The sequence below is a fragment of the Denitrobacterium sp. genome (assembly GCF_056180635.1).
Window position 1 is genome coordinate 1,184 of record NZ_JAZZJS010000091.1, and the last position, 22,670, is coordinate 23,853.

Below are 22,670 nucleotides of genomic sequence, written 5' to 3' on the forward strand. Positions count from 1 at the left end.
GTGGCTTTTGTCGTTGTGACCCTGTGCGCTCTTCTCTCCATTGCGGCCCCCAATCTGGCATTCGCCGCAGACTCCGATTCCAATACCTCCACCAGCTCCGACGCTGCGGTAATCGCGCAGGTCGCAAGCGCTGACGAGGCTATCGCCGAGGAAACCAACAACCCCCTTTCCTCCAGCGAAGCCCTCACCGCTTCCGATACGCAAGATGCCGCTTCCGTTGTTGATCTGGAGGGTACCCAGACCCCTGAAGACGATGGGGTCGAATCCGATGATTCCGCTGATGAAGAGCTTAGCGAGCAGGGCGCGGACGCCGATGCTCCCGCAAGCGAAGAGGCTTCGCCTGCAGCGGACGATCCCGCCGGAATAGACGGCGAATCAGATACCGATCAGGTAGACGAGGAATCCCCGCAAGGAGCGGGAACCGAAGCGGACGCACCCGCCCTCGACGATGCCGATAATGATCGGGCAACCACTTCCGCAGAGACCATCGAGGCTCGCTCGGCAGACGCCGGAGCGAGCTCGTTCGTTTCGGGGAACGATGAAGGAGCGACTACTTATATAAGTAATAGTGTAGAGGGCGCCGCCGCCCAGGCTGCAATCCCCGCCGCGGATGCTTCCGCTGCGGACGATGAAAATGCTTCCGCGGCCGCCGCGAGCGAGATGGGCATCGCCCTCGCCGCCTACGCTACCGACGCTCCCGCAACGCTTCTCGATGCGAGCGAAAATGGAACCGAACTTTCCGGCGCCGCTTCCCATGGCGACGGCGCGGACGTTGCGATTGAAAACGGAACCGCTTCCGCGAATGCAACCGCCGTCGAAAATGGAACCGACGCTTTCGGTGAAAACGAAACCGGCAACGCCGCCGCGGCGGGTTCCGAAAATGGAACCGCCGACGCGAATCTCTCCGACGGCGAAAATGAAACCACGGTCGATGGTTCTTCCGACACCGCGGCTGCCAACGAAAACGAAACCAACGCTTCCGTCGAAAATGGAACGAATGAAAACGGAACCACGGATGCATCCGCTGCCGCCGCCGACGCAAACGCAACCGCGAATGCCGGCTCTGAAAATGAAACGGCCAACGCGAACGAAACCGCAACGGGCGTTCAGGAAAACGGAACCAATGGCATTCAGTTCGATCGCGCCGCGGGCATGGGAATTGCATCCGCCGACGGCGCAACCTCTCTGGTTCCGATGGCGACGAGTGGTAGTTTCAGCGGAACCGGAAGCGACGTATATTGGAGCGTTTCCGGAACCACGCTGACGCTCACCGCTTCCGGCACCGGCAATTGGACGATCGTGGAATTCGGAACTTCGCTTCCGTGGAAGAGCTCCTACGGCAAGAGCTCCATCACGCGCGTGGTCATCGACTCCCGCATCGTTCCCACCAATTTCAAGGAATGGTTCCTTGGCTACGATCAGTTGGTGAGCGTCGAAATCGTCACCAACGGCAACGTCTCCTTCGACGTTTCTCGCGTCACGAGCTTCGAGAGCATGTTTAGCGGATGCACCAACCTCACCACGATCACGGGCACGAATGGTTGGGCAACCAATCCGAATGCTACCTATACTAATATGTTCTACAACTGCTCGAGCCTTCGCTCGCTCGACATGACGGGTTGGAGCATCTACGAGACTTCGAATCGCGCGGGCATGTTTAACGGCCTTGCCTCCATCATGCAGCTCGTGGTTCCCACGAGCGTCGTGCTCGATGGCACCGGCTTGACGGTCGCCCCCAGCCGCGGTGCCACCGCGGGCACGTGGACGGGCGGCGGCTTCAGTGGAAGCACCGCCGACTTGGTGACTCTCTACACCACGGCCAACACCGCAACCGGCAATACCACTACCTACAACTTTGCCTACACGTCCTATTTCGCGAGCAACGCCGACCGCAACGTCATTTGGAGCTTCGACACCGCCACGGGCGCGCTCACCATTTCGGTGGTCGACGCCAGCAAGAGCACCGCGGTTACCGAGACTGCCGCCGAGCTTCCCTGGCTTGCCTCCGTTGACTACAAGGCGATCACCACGGTGACGGTCGACGGTAGCGTGGCGAAGATTTCCCCCGCAACGCTGGAGGCCTGGTTTAAGGATTACGTCGACCTCACGTCTTTCGATGGTTCGGGCTTCGACGTTTCCTCCACCGCGAGCTTCGCGAATCTCTTCAGCGGCGCCACGTACCTGGCGGTCGTTAATCTGACGGGTTGGGACATGCCCGCTTCCTCTTCCCGCACCTACATGTTCGCGGGATGCTCGGCGCTTTCGCGTCTTACTCTTACTAATAAGGTGATCCTCGCGAACACCTCGCTTGGCAACACGCTTTCCGGCCATGCGGCCACTGCGGGTTCCTGGGATGTCGAAGGCGGCGTATGGTTCGGCACCACCGACAACATGGTGACGCGCTATCCCGCCGACACTACCTTCGACGCCGAGCTTGGCGCTGAAGCCATTACCTACGTTTGGCATCCGAATCAGATTGCCGGTCGTTTCGCCAACGACAATGCGTGGTGGAAGTACGCGGACAATGCGCTCACCCTTGGCGTCGACGACGCCACTGGAACCGTGACGGTTACCGAGCTTGCCGCCGCGCAGCCGTGGCTGAAGGATGCGAGTGGCGCGACGATCGTTGCCAAGAACAGGATTCGCTACGTCTATACGAGCAATGGCATCGCCCCCACCAATCTCGAGGATTGGTTCTACGGCTACACCAATCTCGTCTCCTTCGATGGCTCTGGCATGGACGTCTCGCAGGTGACTACGTTCGCGGGCATGTTCCGCAGCCTTACGCAATTCACCACGATCAATCTCACCGATTGGGAAATGCTCGATGTCACGCGCGGCAACATGTTCTATGGCTGCAGCGCCCTCGCAACGATGACGCTCACTGATGGCGTCATCCTCGCGGGCACGGGATTCGATGATACGCTGGCGATCCACACGACGGCTGATGGATCCTGGCAAACGTCCGATGGTCAGTGGTTTGGTAGCACCGCGAATCTCGCGGCGCGCTATCCCGCCAGCTCGGCCACCTCGGGCAATGCGACCGGTACGTTCGTGTACATGTGGTCGACGGGACTGAAGTCGGGCCGCTTCATTTCCAATGACAACGCCTGGTGGAAATTTAACGCCGATGATGGCACGCTCACAGTTGGCGTAACCCCCACGGCGGGCAATTCCAGCAAGGTAGTGACCGAGGTGGCCACGCTGCCGGCAAATGGCGATCGCAGCAGGCTTCTTCCGTGGCTCAACGTGCTGTCCTCGGTGACGAGCGTGCAGAAGGTAATCATCCTGGGCGGCCTGCAGCCCACCAATCCCGAGGGCTGGTTCGCGGGCTACTCCAAGATCACGTCCTTCTACAGTGCGGCGTCGATGAATCCCGATGGCACGCTCGTCGATGGCCTTGGCCTTGACGTGAGCGCGGCAACCGCCAACCAGTCGCTCGCCAACTTCTTCAAGAATTGCTCGATTCTTGGTTCCGTGAAGGGCCTGGAGTACTGGGACGTGAAGGACATTACCTCGCTTTCGTCCTTCTTCTACAACTGCCCGCTTCTGCTGCTCGTGCCCGCCGTGGAGGATTGGGATACGGGTAAGGTGACGGACTTCAGCTACATGTTCTACAACACGCCCGACCTTACCGATATCTCGGCGCTGGCGCAGTGGGACGTTACCAGCGCTACCACGTTCGAGAGCATGTTCGACAATGCGCGTTACGTGGTTACGCTCGACCTGCGCGCTTGGCAGATGCCCCTCGACGCGGTGCGCACTAACATGATGCATGAGATGGGCTCGCTGCGCACGCTCATCATTGGCCCGGGCGTGATTCTGGAAGGCGTCGATTTCGAGAACGTGAGTTCCCGTTTCGCGGTTGCTGGCAGCTGGGATCGCACCGACGGGGGAGACAACGACCCGTGGTTCGGCACCACGCAGAATGTCGTTGATCGCTATCCCGAAACGGGCAACACCCACTATGGCACCGTGCATACGTATGTATGGGCCGACGGCAGCCAGCGCGGCCGCTTCCCCAGTAACGACAATGCGTGGTGGACATACGATAGCACCACGAAGCAGCTGCTGATTGGCACCACGTTCCAGACCGCTCCTTACAGCACTACGGTTACCGAGACCGCAACGGCTTCGTTCCTGGATGTCGTTCCCAACGATACCACCGTGCAGCCGTGGCTCGATGTCATCGAAGGTGGCAACGCGCGCTACAACGTGAAGTCCATCGTGGTGAAGGCTGGTTCCGACTTCATCGCCACCAACCTGTACAAGTGGTTCTACCATTACGAGGCCGTGACCTCCATCACCCTCACGGGCATGAAGCTTTCCGGCGTCGAGAATCTGGAGAGCCTGTTCGAGGGTTGCTACGAGCTCACCAGCATCGGCGGCCTGTCGAGTCTGGACGTCTCGTATGCCACGAGCCTTTCCCGCATGTTCGCGGAAGACCGCAAGCTCACCGAGATCACGGGCGTCGGCGCATGGGATACGAGCAACGTGACCGACCTGTCGGGCCTGTGCTACAACGACTACGGCATGCTGCGTTTGGTCGACCTGGGCAATTGGAACACGAGCTCGGTTACCGACTTCTCGAACGCCTTCTACAACAACAGCAGCCTCACCACGCTCGACCTGCACAACTGGGATATGCTCGCGAGCGTTGCCCCGGCCTCGCCCGATGCCGGCGTGACGTACTCGCGCGACCATATGCTGCAGCTTTGCAACGGCTCCTCGCATACCACCGTTGCGCTAACGAGCTTGAAGCTTGGTCCCAATGCCATCCTCGTCGATACCGATTTCGACGACGCGCTTCTTACGCGCCAGCCCACCGATGGTTCGTGGGATGCCAGCGATGGAATTTGGTTTGGCAGTACGAGCAATATCAATAGCCGCTATCCGGCAAGCAAGCTGGGTACCGTGAATGGCGTTGCCGGAGCCGCGCTTCCCGCGGCGATCCTGGAATACACGTGGGCGCCTGGCTTGCTGCGCGGCCGCTTCCTGAACGATAACGCGTGGTGGACATTCACGTGGACGTCGGGCAGGAACGCCGGTACGCTCACCATTGGCGCCGATGGTGGTACCAACAAGCTCATCACCGAGACGGAAGACGTTTCCAATCGCTCGATGCCATGGCTTCCCGTTATCGGCGGGCAGGCGAAGGTGACCAAGGTGGAAACCGACGCTGCGTACATGTTCCAGGCCGTCGACCCCACGAGCTGGTTCGCTGGGTACACGGCGCTCAACAGCTTCAACGGCGAGGGCTTGGATACCTCGAACCTCACGAGCTTGGCAGGCATGTTCCAGAATTGCGCCGCGCTCGTTACCTTCAAGGGTGCCGACAACTGGGACGTCACGAATGTGACCACGCTTGCCGAGATGTTCAGCGGCTGCAACGCCCTTACCACGGTGAGCGGCACGAATAGCTGGGATACCCAGTCGCTGGAAAGCCTGTATCGCACGTTCTATCAGTGCTACGCGCTCGTTACGCTCACCACCGTTTCCGCGTGGGATACCGCGGATGTAACCGACTTCCGCGAGACGTTTGCCGGCGACCGCCGCCTGGCAACGCTTAGTTTGGAAGAGTGGGATATGACCGCCGTGGATGCCGACCGCACCGACATGTTCGCGAACGATTACGCGCTCGCGGTTGTGACGTTCGGACCGATGGTCGTGCTGGATGACACGGGCTTCGGCAATGCGCTGCAGTACAACAACTCCTACACGCGCGAAGCGGCCGATGGCTCTTGGAATGCGGATACTGGCTGGTTCGGCAGCACGAACAATATCGCGTGCCGTTACCCCGCAAGCAAGCTTGGCACCGTGAACGATATTCCCGATGCAACGCTTCCGGCGCAGGCCATCACCTACACATGGGCGCAGGGCCAGCTTTCCGGGCGCTTCGTCAACGACAACACCTGGTGGCGCTACGCGAATTACACGCTCACCATCGGCGCGGACAATGGCCCGAACAAGATCGTGTACGAGACCGCGGCCGAGCTTCCGTGGAGCAGCAGCCTCGCGGGTGACGCGCATGTGGCCATTCCCACGCTGTATAACAGCAATAGGGTTTCGAGTGGCGCGGTGCTGCGCGCGTACTTCAACATCCGCACGATCAGGACGCAGAATGGCGTTGCCCCTCAGACGCTCGAGGGTTGGTTCGCGAATTACCGCATGCTTGGTTACGGCACTGGCAATTCCTCTTCCAATTACGGATACTTCGACGGAACGGGCATGGACGTTTCCGCCACGACGAGCTTCGAGAATCTCTTCAACGGCGACGACTACCTGCATATCGTGGATATCTCCACGTGGCAGATGCCCGAATCGTCGAGCCGCGCCAACATGTTCACCGGATGCACGAACCTGGGCGACCCGACGGTCGGCAGCCTCACCCTAGGACAGGGCGTCGTGCTCGAGGGCAGTGGCATCGACGGGCTTTCCACCCGTACCATCACGCAGGGCCGCTGGCTTCTGATGGACGGCGAAGACGAGCTATGGTTCGACTCTTCGGCCGAGCTCGAGAATCGCTATGGAACCATCGCCACCGTCACCGCGCGCTATGTCGATAACGCGATTACCACGCGCCCAGCCAGCGTCTACACGTATGTGTGGGATAGCTCGAAGCTCGGCGGTCGCTTCTACAGCAATCAGGATGCCTGGTGGACATTCACGCCCACGTCGGGTAGCGTTTCCACGCTTACCACCAAGGGCACGCTTGCCATCGGCGCCGATGTTGCCGGTGCGGAGGTAATCGAAGATGCGACCACGGCGAGCCCCTATGTGCTTCCGTGGATCGAGCCGCTTGGCGGTCTTTCGCGCCTGAATCGCGTGACGTCGGTGGTGACGCAGGGTCGCCTGGCGCCCACCACCATGCATGGCTGGTTCCAGGACATGGTTTCCCTGGTGAGCTTCGATGGCAATGGCCTCAATCCCACCAACACGACGTCGATGGAGAAGCTCTTCTACAATTGCACGAGCCTCACCACGATTACGCATATCGACTTCGACACGAGCAGCGTCGAGAGCTTCGCCTACGCATTTGCGAATGCCTCCTCGCTCGCGAGCATCGACCTTTCGAAGTGGGATGTTTCTGCGGCGCGCGACTTCAGCTACATGTTCTACATGGATGACGCCCATAAGGACACGAACAGCCTGACGTCGATCACGTTGGCATCCACCACGAATTCGTGGAACATGCGCACCAATGCCCAGCGAGGAACGCCCACGCTTACCGGCATGTTCACGGGCCTGCGTTACCTCACCACGCTCGTGCTGCACGACAACGTGGTGCTCATTGGCTCGGGCATCGACAACGACATGTACTACCACAAGCCCAACGCCGGCTCGTGGGGCATTGGCTCTTCCGACAACCTGGTGGGCAATACGCTCAGCCTGGCGAACCGCTATGCCGATAACGACGATGGCCAGTACTGGCGCACCACCTACACCTGGTTCCCCGGCGTGTTCGTGGGCAACTTCGCAAGCAACCCGAACGCCTGGTGGCGCTACGATAACGGCCTGATTACCGTTGGCCTTACCGACAAGACCGGCGAGGCGCACGTGAGCGAATTCGAGGGTACGTACAACGGCGTCGAATCGTCGTTGCCGTGGCGCGCGCTCATCGAGGACCCGAACACGGCAACGGGCGAAGGCGCCACCCCGGTGTATACCTTCAGCTCCTCCGTTTCCGATGGCGTGCTCATTCCCACCAACCTACTTGGCTGGTTTAAGGATTACACCGAGCTCACCACGTTCGTGGGCGATGGCCTCGACTTCAGCGAAGCCGTGACCTTGGAGAACATGTTCTATAACTGTCAGAAGCTCGAGTCGGTTACGGGCATTGGCGTTTCGGGCGCCCCCTCTTCCGCGAACACGAGCTTGGCGGGCATGTTCTACAACAATCTGCTGCTGGCAGAGCTTACCGACCTCACTACGTGGGACACTTCGGGCGTGGGCGATTACACGGCCATGTTCCAGAATGACAGCAACCTGACGAGCCTCGACCTTTCCAGCTGGGATATGTCGAACGTTTCCAGCGACCTTACCAAGGTTGCCAACATGCTCGACGGTTGCACGGGCCTGCGCTTCATGACGCTCGACGATGGCGTCATCCTGATGAATACCGGCTTCAACAATACGCTCACGAGCCTCACCGACACCGACGGCATGTGGGTGAACGAGAACGCGAGCGGCGACGAAGTGTGGTTCGACACCACGACGAATCTCGCCAAGCTGTACGATCCGGCCAACCCCACGCGCGCCGGACCCACGGGCAAGCAGCTCTACTATTGGGATGACACCCGCCTGGGTGGACGCTTCCCCAGCAACCCGAATGCCTGGTGGAAGTACACGAAAGACCCGACCAGCGCTAACTTCGGCCTCCTCGAGCTTGGTGCGGACGGCGGCGCGTCGGGCGATAAATGGGTATACGAGACCGCGGCCGGCGGATACGTGCACAATGGCGAAACCTGGGGCACGCTGCCGTGGCGTTCCGTAATCCTTAAGGCGAATGGCACGTTCGACAATACGGCCATCACCGATGTAACTACCATGGGCCACCTTTCCCCGGTGGATCTGTCCTCATGGTTTATCAATCACACCGCTCTGGAAACGTTCGCGGGCGCCGGCTTCGATACCGATAACGTGACGAGCATGCAGAGCATGTTCGAGGGCTGCTCTTCGCTGAGCAGCGTGACCGGCACTACGAGCTGGAACACTTCGCAGGTGACGAGCCTCGCCTCGATGTTCAAGGGTGCTTCTAGTATCGTGACGCTTCCGAGCTTCTCCAACTTCGACGTATCGCGCGTCACCAATTTCAGCAGCATGTTCGAGGGTGCCTCGAGCCTGCAGTATGCGACGGGCATTTCCGGTTGGACCACTACCGCTGGCACCACCTTCAAGAATATGTTCAAGAACGCGCGCAGCTTGCTCTCGCTCGACTTCAGCAACTGGAATATGCGCGCGAACGAGCGCACCTACGGTGGCGTGCTTGCGAGCGATTACGCCGACGACATGATGTACGGCTGCAGCAGCCTGCAGACCGTCGTCCTTGGCGCGAAATTCGGTAACTCCACGGTGGACAACAGCGTTGCCGCTCCCGATGAGGCGGCCCCCACGCGTAAGCTCGAGTACGATCGTGGCAATTACACGTACGACAGCAATGTGTACGGTAACAAGGAATACGAATTCTATGCTCCGGGCTCCACGTACCTCACGTTTGTGTTCGACAGCGAGATGTACCTTGGCTATCACGGAGGCATTTCGTATTACCATGGCTCGCACTCCGATACGCTCACGCTCTACAATGGCGCCGGTCAGGTGCTCAAGGCCTACAATGATGCGGGCCAGGAGGTCGAGCTTGCGTGGGGCAACATGCGCAATGCGCGCGTTACCTCCTACGATGGTTTCCTGCGCATCGTCATCAATTGGTGCGACTCCAGCTCGGGGTATCGCGCGGGAAATATCAAGGGCATCGCCTACAGCGACAGCCCCATCTACTTCCTGGGTCGTTCCTCCGCTGATGAGCCAACGGGAGCGACGGGCGTGCAGAGTTCGGGGTATTGGACGCGTTCCGATGGCTGGCTGGGTTCCTGGAAGGAGCTCATGCTGAGCTACGACGAATTCGGCGGCGCTAGCATGGCTGGCACCTATACCTGGAGTGCGGGCTCCTTCGGCGGGCGCTTCCCCAGCAACCTGAGCACCTGGTGGACGTATGACACCGGCGAGCTCGGTCTGCACGGCACGGGCGTTGCCGCCGACAGTCGCGTTACCGAAACGGCCAATCCGAGCCTCATCGATGCCGCCGACAGGGTGCCGAACACCGAGGTCTTCCCATTCGAGTTCCTGCGCAATTGGAATTCCCGTAGCTACGGCGCGCAGACCTACATTTCCGGCATCGTTTCCGAGGGCAATATCGCACCCGTGAACATGGAGAGCTGGTTCAACAGCTATGGCCTGCTCACGAGCTTCGACGGCAGTGGCATCGATACCAGTTACGCGACGCGCTTCAAGGGCCTGTTCGCCAACAATGGCGAGAGGAAGAGCGGCAACACGGTAACGCACGCCGGCCTTACCAGCGTGACGGGCATTTCCGGTTGGGATACCAGCGGCGTGGTGACGTTCGAGAGAGCGTTCTTCGGCGACAGCGGCCTGAATACCATTACCTCGCTCGCTGGCTGGGATGTCGAGGCTTCCGAATCGTTTGCGTACATGTTCTACAACGTCGATGGCCTTACCAGCCTGGACGACCTGCAGTCGTGGGTCATCAACACCACGGATAGCGTGGACATGCAGTATATGTTCTACGGCACGCGCTTCACGTCGCTCGACCGTATCGCTGGTTGGAACACCACGAACGTCACGTCGTATAGCTACATGTTCGCCGAGAACACCGCCCTGGCGCATGCCATGGCCATTGGCGCGAGCGGCACGAACTGGGTAATCGACGGCGCCGACCTGAGCTACCTCTTCTACAACTGCACGGCTCTGGAGGACGTGGACTTCAGCGAGTGGAACATGAAGGCCGCTGGCACCGTGTATACCAACATGCTCCTCATCGACCCGGCCAAGCTCTGCTCGCTGGTAACCGTGCGCGCGGGTGACAATACCATCCTGTTTGGCACGGGCCTTACCAACAGCCTGAACGACCGCGACATCGCCGACGGCATGTGGATGCGCGAAGACCGAGCCTGGTTCGACAGCACCACCAAGCTGAGCAAGCTCTATCAGGCCGATTCGACGCGTTATAGCGGTACCTGGGCGTACACGTGGCAGGCCGACCTGCCCGGTGGCCGCCTCATCAAGGAGCGCACCGTGAGCACGGTCGACGGCGCAACGGTGATTACCGAAGTCGACAACGACTACGTGTGGTGGCGCTACCTGCCCAACGAGGATCCTTCCACGGGCGGCACGCTCGCCATCGGTACCGATTACGAGGGCGCAACCCCCGACCTCACGGTCATCAACGCCTATGACGAGCTGCCTTGGCTGCCGCTCGTGAGCAATGGCCTGAAGATCACGGCCATCTCCTTCAATGGTGGCGTGAAGATCATCAACCCGAAGGATTGGTTCAAGGGTTACGCCCACGTCGTGACCTTCGACGGCTCGGGCATCGACTTCGGCGGCGCGGCCCCCACGACGACATACGTCGCGGCCGATGGCACCACCAAGAATGCGGCTGGCACGCTCGAGGGCTTCCTGCAGAATTGCGGCAGCCTCACGACGGTTTCCGGCGTGGCCAACTGGCTCAGGCCGAACATCACCTCGCTCAAGAATCTGTTCGCGAACGATAGCAGCCTTTCCACGATTGACGGCATTCGCTACTGGACGGTTGGCAACATTACCGACATGAGCGGCCTCTTCCAGGGCGTATCGCAGATTTCCAGCCTCTCGTTCCTGCTGAATTGGGACGTGAGCAACGTCGTGACCTTCGACAACATGTTTAACGGCGCCACGAGCCTGGGCAACCTCGATTACATCCGCGGCTGGAACACCGCTTCCGCCACGAGCATGGCGGGCATGTTCCGCGGTGATACGAGCCTGAACAGCGTCGACCTCACCGGTTGGGACGTGAGCGGCGTGACGGACTTCAGCTACATGTTCTACGGCGACAGCGGCATCGGCACGATGGATATCAGCACGTGGGATATGACGGTCAGCACCAACCGCGCGTACATGTTCGCGGGCCTCATCAACCTGACCACGATTACGCTGGGCGAAAACGTCATCATGACGAATGCCGGATTCTCGGGCACCACCTCGAACACCACGGGCATCTCGACGCGCCAGGCTTCCCAAGGTCGTTGGCAGCTGCGCGGTGGCCTGTGGTACGACGGCACCGACCGCCTGGCCGAGCGCTATGCCGCTGGCATTCAGCCCAGCGAGGTTACCACCTACGACTGGCAGGGCGGAAAGCCTGGCGGCCACTTCAGCAGTAACCAGAACGCCTGGTGGACGTACGACCCGACCACCTACACGCTGACCTTCGGCCTTGATGAGGGCACCACGGGCGATGAGAACATGCAGGTAAGCGAAACGCGTACCGCCCAGACCTGGGTGAGCGACGCCACGGGCATGGTGCTGAAGGGCGATACGCTGCTGAATGGCACGGTCACCTACACGCTGCCCTGGCTCGCGGTTGCCACGCCGTCGAACACCAGGTACGTGGTTGCGCGTAACAACATCATTGTGCTCAATCCCGCAAGCTGGTTCAGCGGCTATGGCGAGATTCGAGGATTCACCGGATCGGCCATGGACGCCAGCCGCGCCAGGGACTTCAGCTACATGTTCTACAACTGCTACAACCTGGGAACGCTCACGGGCGTGACGGGCTGGGACATCAGCAGCGCCAAGAGCCTGGCGTACATGTTCTACGACGACAATGCGCTTACCGATCTGTCGGGCCTTTCTGGATGGCAGACCGGCAACGTCACCGACTTCAGCTTCATGTTCTACCATGCGAGCGCCCTGGCCGATGCGACTGCCATCAGCAATTGGGATACTTCGTCCGCCACCAGCATGTCGCACATGTTCTGCTACGACTCGCTGCTGACCACCGTGGACTTCCAGGATTGGGATATGCGCACCAGTGGCGATGGCGTCACGCGCACGTCGCTCGACCTTACCAACTTCTTCTATGGCACGGGCGTGACCTCCATCACGCTGGGCAACCAGTCGTGCCTCGACGGCAGCTACCTCATCAGCCTGCGCCCCGACAGCTATGGACGTTGGTGCCTGCCGGGCAATACCTGGTTCGGCAACACCACGGCGTTGCTTGGGCGCTACCCGAACTCCGGCAACCAGCTAGCCGATCCGCTTACCTACACGTGGGACGGCGAACATCTGGGCGGCCGCTTCGAGAATGAAAACACCTGGTGGGTCTACACCATTTCCAGCCACCTGCTTACCATCGGCAGCGATTCGGGAGATGATAAGGTCATCACCGAAACATCCGACGACCTGCCGTGGGATGACCTGCGCGTGTACAACAGCTCCAACGTGGGCCGCGCGCTCATCACCTCCATCAATACCGATGGCGCGCCCATTCTGGAATCGCCCGCTGGCTGGTTCCAGGGCTATGTCTACCTGACGAGCTTCGATGGCACGTACCTTTCCGTGACGGGCGCCGAGGACCTTTCGGATATGTTCGCCGACAATCCGCGCCTTTCCAGCATCACCAACGTGGCTGGTTGGGATACCAGCAGCGCCACGAACATGTCGGGCATGTTCGCCAACGACTACGCGCTGCAGAACAACAACGCGCTTACCTCCTGGAATACCAGTAACGTGGAAGACTTCAGCAACATGTTCAGCATGGCGCCGAACAACTCGTTCACCACGCAGCTTTCCAGCCTCGACCTTACGGGTTGGGATATGACGAACGCCGCGACGGTTGCTGGCATGCTTTCCGGTTGCAAGTCGCTCACCAGCTTGCTGCTTGACAAGCAGAGCGTGCTCGCCGGCAGCGGTCTGGATGACACGCTGGTCAACCGCACGTCGCGCGATGGTCGCTGGGTGCTTGGCCAGAAGGTGAATGGCGTGTGGAACTATGGCCGCACCGCCATCGACGCCGACCATGACACCGCGAACACCTGGTGGGGCGGAAGCCCGCAGCTTTCCGCCATGTACAAGCTTGGCGGCAACACGCGTGGCGACGCGATGCTGTATACCTGGGATGGCACAACGCTGGGTGGCCGCTTCGAAAGCGACGAGCGCGCCTGGTGGACGTACGTCATTGCCGAAACCACGCTCGACCTGGGCACGCAGGATGACGACCGCATCGCGGTAACCGAAACGTACGACATCCTGCCGTGGATCAATATCGTGCCCCTGTACGCGATTACCACCATCACGAGCCATGGCCAGCTCGTTCTTCCCGCCGATTCCAATCAGTGGTTCGCGAGCACGCCGTTCGAGAACACGGACGTGATTCCCTCGGGCCACGACTTGAGCACCTGGTCGTCGAATGCGTTGAATTACCGCTCGTACAATGCTGCAACGGGCGAGCTCACCATTAGTGGCGGCAGCGGCAATGGCACCGTGTACATGCCGGTGTACCTCACGCCGGGCGATTACGCCATGAGCATCGACTACCGCGTGCCCTACTACAGTGGCAACCAGAATTACATTGCCCTCGAGTTGGACAACGCGCTCGTCCATGCGCCTTCCGGCAGCAGCGGTGGTGGCAATCGCATCGCCTACATCCAGTTCACCCTGGGTGGAACCGCCATCACCAATGCGGCGATCGGCTTCACCATCACGAACGCGCAGACGTACTATCTGATCTTCCAGCTGGACGGCCTGAGCGACTCTGCCAGCATGACGGCAGTCTTCAAGAACATTCAGCTCGTGAAGGATCCGGGTTACATCCTTCTGTCCTCCTTCGATGGCAGTGGCATCGACACGTCTGAAGTGGAGAATGCTTCGAAGATGTTCGCTGGCGACCGCAAGCTATCCACCGTGAAGGGCATCATTGGCTGGAACACCAGCAACTTCTCTGACATGAGCGGCATGTTCCAAGATGACGCCTCGCTTTCCAACATCACGCTCATGCGTAACTGGGATACTTCCAACGTCACTGACATGAGCTACGCGTTCGCTGGCTGCACCTCGCTGGTGGATAACGCGGGCATCGCCGGTTGGGATACCTCCAGCGTGACCGACTTCAACCATATGTTCTACGGTGACACCGCCCTCGAGACGCTCGACCTGAGCAAGTGGAACATGCAGGCAGCTACCGATTTGACCGACATGATTGGCGTGGACGAGGGTGACGAAAACTCGCTGACCACCATCATCGCGAGCCCCCTGACGGTGCTCGTTGGCAGCGGCATGGATGACGACCTGGTTGATCGCAAGCCTCAGGATGGCCGCTGGATGCTGGCGGATGAAAGCTGGTTCGATAGCTCGAGCCGCCTGGCGATGCGCTACCCCGTAACCGCCAACAACACGCACACCGGCGTGCTCACCTACATCTGGGACGACACCACGCTGGGCGGATGCTTCACGCCCGACAGCGGCACTTGGTGGAAGTACGTGAAGGATGACCTCGAGCTCATCATCGGCACCAACAGCGCCAGCGATAACACCGTCGACGTGCTTGCCGCCGACCTTCCCTGGATTCCCGCTCTTGGGTACGTGGCAGTGGATGGCGATGACGAGGCCACCGCGGCAAGCCTGAAGGCCGCCAAGGACCGCATCGAGACCATCAGCTCGCAGGGTGGCATCATCGTGCACAACCCGGCGCATTGGTTCGAGGACTACGACAACCTCACGACCTTCGACGGCAGCGGCATGGACGTGCAGCAGGCCACGAGTATGGCCCACATGTTTGCCGGCAACGAGCAGCTTTCCAGCTTCACGGGCGCCGATAACTGGAACACCTCGAAGGTGCAGAACTTCGGCAGCATGTTCATGGGCAACGTGAGCATGGAAGACGACGACTTGGAATGCATGCTCGACTGGGATACCAGCGAGGCCGTGAACATGGCCAGCATGTTCGAGGGCTGCGAGGGCATCACCTATCTCACTTCGCTGCGCAAGTGGGATACGAGCAGCGTGACTTCCTTCGCGCGCATGTTCTACGGCTGCAGCGAGCTCGTTGACCAGTCTGGCATCCGCAATTGGGATGTGACGGGCGCCGACCTGACCGAGATGTTCGCCGCCTGCGCCAAGCTCACCACCGTCGACTTCAGCAGGTGGACGATGACCGGCACCCTTACGGACATGCTTGCCGAGGATTCGAATCTGTCGCATATCACCACCGGCACCGGCACGGTGCTCGCGGGCACGGGTCTCGACGATACGCTTGCCGGGCGCACGCCCGACAACGGCAGTTGGACGCGCGATACCTCTTCCGGCGGCGCAACGTGGGCCGATAGCTCCTCGAAGCTTGCTGACCTGTATACGCTCTCCAACAACGCGGGCGCCTTCACCTACAACTGGGAGGAAATCATCCGCGGCCGCTTCAACAGCAACGATAACGTCTGGTGGGAATACAACGTGAACACCAAGACGCTCACCATTGGCTACGACGGACCGAACGGTGGCGACTACAACGTCACCGAGCTCGCTGGCGACCTGCCGTGGCGCGCGCTTGCCCCACCCGTGGGCCATGAGGGAGAAGAAGGCTACACCAACGTCATGGAGCATGTCGTGTTCCAGAACACGGTGCGCGTGGACAACCCGGCTAGCTGGTTTGCGGGTCACACGGCGCTCCAGGATGTGGAAGCAACGTACCTGGATGTTTCCGAAGCCACCTCCCTTGCATCCATGTTCCAGGGCTGCACCAACCTCACCACCATTACGGGTACCGAGAACTGGAACCCGGCGAAGGTCACCGACTTCAGCGACATGTTCAACGGCGCGCTGAGGCTCGAGTCCCTCGATCTTACCGGCTGGCACATGAGGGGCGATAACGTCACCGACATGTTCGCCAATGCCGCTTCCCTCTACACTCTCACGCTCGAGAGCGATGCCGTGCTGCAGGGCGCCGGCCTTGAAAGCGTGCCCTCCTTCGCACTGCATGCGGGCGTTTGGAAGGCGAATGGCGCGGTTGTTCCCGCTGCTACTTCCGCTAACGAAGCTGGCGACACCCCGTCGTTCGTGGCGCTTTATCCCGCTTCCGGCGGTAGCGTTTCCGGCGTTGTGACCTATACGTGGTCGCTCGAGAATCGCTTTGACAGCAACCCCTACGCCTGGTGGCGCTATGATGCCGACACCAAGACGCTCTACGTTGGCGTGTACGACAACGATAGCGCGTATGGCAAGGTCGTTACCGAATACGGTGATTACAACGGCCACGCGAGCGACCTGCCGTGGCGCGATTCCATCAATCCCGCTCTCGTGGAGCATGTGGTGCTGCAGGATGGCATTGCCCCCGCCAACCTGTCCGCTTGGTTCTCCGGCTACGACAGCGCGACCTTTGGCGAGACGCTTGCCTACGAGAACCTGAAGTCCTTCAATGGCGCGGGCTATACCGATGACGGCGGCGTCGTCCACACGGGTGCCGACACGAGTGCCACTTCGAGCTTCGCCGATATGTTCCGCGGCGATGCGGCTCTGGAGGTCGTCGACATTCATACGTGGGATATGCTTCCCAATGCCAGCCGTCCGGCAGGGGAGGGCGCGACGCCTAACGCTCCCGTGCTCGACGATATGTTTACGGGCACTGGCCTGACGATGATCACCCTGGGCAAGAGCACGGTGCTCGACGGCACGGGCTTCGCAGCCGACATGAACGATCGCACCACTGCCGACGGCATGTGGATGACCGATCCCGAAAAGGATGGCACGACCACGGTCGAGAACGAGGAGTGGTTTGATACCACGTCGCATCTTGCTGGCCGTTACACGAGCGATGGCAATACCATCGGCGATGAAATCACCTACACATGGGTGCCTGGCAAGGGCGGCCTCTTCGGCACGAGCGGCGACGCGGAAGACGCGTGGTGGGCGTACGAGGAAGCGACGAATACGCTGTGGATCGGCTCCGCCTTGAATGCCAAGAGGGTTGTGAACGTCGACGGCAATGCGGTGCCTTGGATTGGCATCATCGATACCAAGGATGTCCATCATATCGAGACCCGCGGCCAGCTGGCACCGATTACGATGCGCGGATGGTTCGCCAGCAACGAGCTGAGCGAAAGTAACCTCGATTTCAGTACGTGGACGCCGTCGGGTGGCGTGCAGGGCAACAATTACAAGGTGAATGGCAACACCATGAGCATCACGGGCGGTAGCGGCAATGGCCTGGTTACCACCCCGGTGTACCTGCATCCTGGTAGGTATACGCTCACCACCGACTACACGCTTTCCGATTGCACGAGCTGGTATGTCCATCGTGGCCTGTGGCTCACCGTTGCCACGACGCGTGCGGAAACCGCGAGTGGCATTTCCGGCTACGACCTTGGCTACGTGTTCCTGCCCGCTGCTTCCAGCGGCTTGGCAACGTTCTCGTTCACCATTACCTCGGCGGGTACGTACTACCTGTCGCTGCACTGCAACGAGGTAAATGACGGGCATACCGCGTACCTCACGCTCGACAACCTGGTGATTTCGGCTTCGGGCTCCACCTATGAGAATCTCGTCAGCTTCAATGGCTCGAACCTCGATGTCTCCGGTACCACGACGGCATCCGGCATGTTCAAGGGCGACAAGGCTCTCGAGACCGTCGACTTGGGCAATTGGGAGCTTTCCACCAGCGCCAATGTCTCCGGTATGTTCGATGGATGCGATGGCATCAAGACGATAACCCTGAATGAGGGCTCGATTCTGGAAAGCTCCGACCTTCCGGACAAGGATGAGCTTGGCTCCTGGGTGAATGTGACCGAAGGCAGCGCGGACGAGGGTTGGTTCGGCACCAACCAGAATCTGATCGATCGCTATCCGCAGGCGCAGGACGCGAAGGGCAACACCTTCGTTAACCAGACCTACGAGTGGACGACCGAAATCATTGGCGGACGCTTCCCCAGCAACGACAACGCTTGGTGGCGCTACTTCGACGAGGATACGACCTTCAACGGCCAGCCCGTGAAAGCCGGCACGCTCATGTTCGGCATGGATGGCCATGCCAGCCAGACTACGCGCGTGGTAACCGATAGCGGAACCAACATGCCCTGGCGCGACGTGCTTCCCGCGGGCAGCATCCGCTACGTAACTGCCGACGCCACCAACGGAAAGGTCAATCCCGTCGACCTTACGAGCTGGTTCTACAACACCGATGGCTTCTACGACGGTCTGGAAACCTTCGACGGAACCAACTTGGAAGTGACGAGCACCACGACCAGCTTCAACAACCTGTTCCGCAACTGCGACGACTTGACCACCCTGAACTTCACGGGCTGGTTCATGAATGCCTCGGTCCCGCGCGCCAACATGCTCGCCGGTGCCACGGCCCTGAACGACCTTACCATCGACGAGGGCACGCTGCTCGCCGGCGCGGGCCTCGATCCCGTGGCGTTCCGCGACTCCCAGGCGGCACGTTGGCTCATCGAGGATGTTGCGGAGACGGAGACGTCGGACAAGACCTTCACGCCAGGCGATTACTTCACCACGAGCGAGATGGAGGCGCTGTATCCCGACCCCTCGCGCAGCAATTACCGCACGGTGCATTACCACTGGTACGAGGGCACGGTCGTGACCTTCAACAAGAACAGCGCCCAGGCTTCGGGCGAGATGAAGGACGTCTTCCTGCCCTTCGGCTTCGAATACACCATGCCCGTGTACTCGCAGGATGCCGTGGTGAAGGTCTTCGAGTGGACTGGTTACCGCCTGCGCTGGTGGAACACGGCCGCCAATGGCTCGGGCGACGAGTATGAGGCGGGCGCGACCTATACGCCCACGAGCGACATGTTTGGCGAGTACACCACGCTGTACGCGCAGTGGGCTCCCATCCAGCATTCCAAGATCATCTACGACCCGAATAATCCGGCGGCGCATCTGCGCAGCGGCCATGATAGCTACAGCAACTACCTGGGCGACGCGGGCGACGATATCGCCATTCCCGCGCTGAACGACTGGTATTACGCACGTGGTTACGACATCGTGGGTTGGTATACCAATGCCGACGGCACTGGCGACTACTACGAAGCCGGCACGATCTACCGTCTGCGTTGGCTGAACGACGGCCTTACCCCGCCCTGCGTGGAAGGCGAGACGTACGAGTCGGGCGGCAACACCTACACGACTGCCGTCCAGACGCTCTACGCTCACTGGGCGCCGCGCGGTAACTTCGTTCTGAATTTCGACACCGATGGCGGCACGCCCTCCATCGCGGCCAGCACCGGCATCAAGTGGGACCAGGACAACCTGTTCCCCAAGGTAGATGGCGTGGTGGTTGAGCCCACGAAGCCTGGTTACGTTTTCCAGGGCTGGTACTACACGATTGATGGCAGCAACTTCGACGTGAAGCTCGAGGCGGATACCCAGTACATGGCCCTGCGTGCCTACCTGCTGGATATCGAGGATGGCGAAGGCTACGACGACAACGCCGTTGCCGTGAAGGTCATCGCGAAGTGGATTGCCGGCTACGTGGACATCACGTACGTCGCGGGCACCAACGGCGTCGTTTCGCGTAACTACGATGGCGCCACGGCCGACACGTCGGTAATCGAGAGCATTTACGCTCTGAATCCCACTCATAGCGAGGACGGTTTCGGCATCGGCGGCATGGCCATCGCCGACACGGGCTATCACGTTGCCTACTGGATCAACAACGTCAACGACACCATCATCCAGAACCAGGATTACATTGGTGCGAACGACCTGTTCAACATCGCATTCTGGGATGGCACGTACCATGCGGTGACGTTCACGGCCATCTTCGAGCCGAACGCCAACACCATCGCCTACGTGGGCAACACGACACCTGCCGACTTGGTGCAGGCACAGGGCGCCATCGCCAACGGCACGGCTACTCGCGGCGTGTACTACCAGATTGAGAGCGGCGGTACCACCACGGGCATCTATCGCCCCGGATACAGCTTCCTGTATTGGACGCTAAATGCCGATGGCTCGGGTCGCAGGTTCTACTCCGGCGACCTGGTGAACGACTTCTCCGCCGCCAACGGCCTGCCCATCACGCTCTTCGCCAACTGGCAGGAACTGGAAACCAAGGTGAGCTTCGGCGTGCAGACTGGCGGCTCGTTCACGCATGACGAGGTGAACGCCACTTCGTGGGGCACCTACATTGCGCGCGTCACGGGCGAAGCCCCCACGGTCACGGCGGTTGCCGTTAATGGCTATCATTTCGTGGCCTGGCTCGATGCATCCTCGGGTGCGCAGGTGAGCGCGAGTGCCGAATTCACGCCCACGCGTACCGGCAACTTCTGGCCTGCCACCATGAGCTTCATTGCCACGTTCGCCCCCAACACCTATACGGTGAGCTTCGACATGGGCGAGGGAAGCGGCTCCATCGACGATATCTCCGCCACGTACGGCACGGCGTTCCGCCTGCCCATGGCCACCAATGCCTCGCGCACGGGCTACACGTTCGGCGGCTGGACCACCGGCCCGAACGGCACGGGCACGCTGTACGAGGATGGCGCGCTGGTGGAGGATAACCTGGCCTACGCCCAGGATGCCGTTGCCATGCTGTACGCCAAGTGGGTTCCCACCACGTACCAGGTAGCCTTCCGCTCCGGCGCTTCGGGTGCTACGGGCACGATGGCCAACCAGACGCATACTTACGATCAGGCGAAGAACCTTTCCGATAACGCCTTCTCGTATGCGGGCCACACCTTCGCCGGCTGGGCTACCGAGCCCGGTGGTGCTGCGGTATACACCGACGCGTTCGACGGTACCGCCGACGGCAAGATCACGGTCATGAACCTTTCCAGCGATGGCACCACGGTGACGCTCTACGCGACCTGGGTTCCCACGTCGTACACCGTCACGTTTGCCGCGGGCGACCATGGCTCCATCAGCGGGTACGCCGGTCCGTACAGCGTCGCGTATGGCGAAGTGATTTCCGGTTCGCTCGTACCTGGCACCTCGCCAGCCGGCGGCTACAAGTTCTCGCATTGGTCGTACGTGATGACCGCTGATGGCGCAACCGTCAAAGTCGACATTACGCAGGATCCCACGCGCGTGCACGTGTGGGGCAACACGGTGTTCACGGCCGTCTGGCTGCCCACGAGCTCGTATCTCGTGCGTTACTCGCCTGGCGACCATGGCTCGTTCGGCGAAGTGGAAAACGTGACGTACTGGACCAACGTGGCCGACGGCGCGAGCATGAGCAACTACCAGTTCCCCACGGGCAATACCGGCACCGAAACGTACATCGACACCATCGAGACGAATCCTCGTAACTTCGGCAACCCTGCTGCGGAATCCGGCTGGAAGTTCCTCGGCTGGAAGTGGACCGTGGGTTCCGTGACGTACGCCACGTTCGCCAATGCGAATGGCTGGATCGTATCCGAGCTGCCCACCACGGTTACCGCTGACCTGAACTTCTCGGCGCAGTGGGAGCAGAGCCAGCAGGTGCTCACCTTCGACGCCAATGGCGGCACCGCACTCACCTCGAACCTTTCGGCGCGCACCGCCACCACGGGCGATACGGTCGTGCTTCCCGATGCCACCGACGTTGCGCGCGCTGGCTACACGCTCGCCGGTTGGGGCCTTTCCGCAACGGGTGCAGCGGGATACGCTCCCGGCGCCAGCGTGACGATGTTCACGGGCAACACCACCCTGTATGCCATCTGGGAAGCCAATACGTACACGCTCGTGTACGACACGCAGGGCGGCAGCGTCATCGCGAGCCGCACGGGCGTTGGCTGGACGCAGGCCGACCTGCTGAACGGCATCGCCGATCCCACCAAGCCCGGCTACACCTTCGTGGGCTGGTACATCGGCACCGACGATGATTCCTCGCCCGTGAGCTCGAACACGCAGTTCTCGGTTGTGGCCAGCGGTAGCGCCAATGGCTCCATCGGCACCATCTACGCATGGTGGCGCGAGGAAGTGGGCAAGATCACCTACACCGCCGTTACGCGCAATGCCACCACGGGTCAGATGACCATCACCACGGGCGGCTATGTCAACCGTACGTCGGAGACGATTGCGGCCGTGTCCGATAACGAGGCAACCGGTTCCGCTGCCTACGCACGTACTGGCTACAGCTTCCTGTACTGGATGGATGCTGCGGGCAATATCGTGGAAACGTCCTCGTCGTTCAA

1 protein-coding gene (cut by a window edge) is annotated in these 22,670 nt (G+C 60.6%); it reads left to right on the forward strand.

The features are described 5' to 3' along the window. Positions 1–22,670, forward strand: partial view of a BspA family leucine-rich repeat surface protein gene (locus AC04P6_RS08695; protein WP_475566232.1) — the beginning only. The gene runs 22,867 nt beyond the window's last position; only the first 22,670 of its 45,537 coding nucleotides appear in the window; its start codon is at positions 1–3; the stop codon falls past the right edge of the window.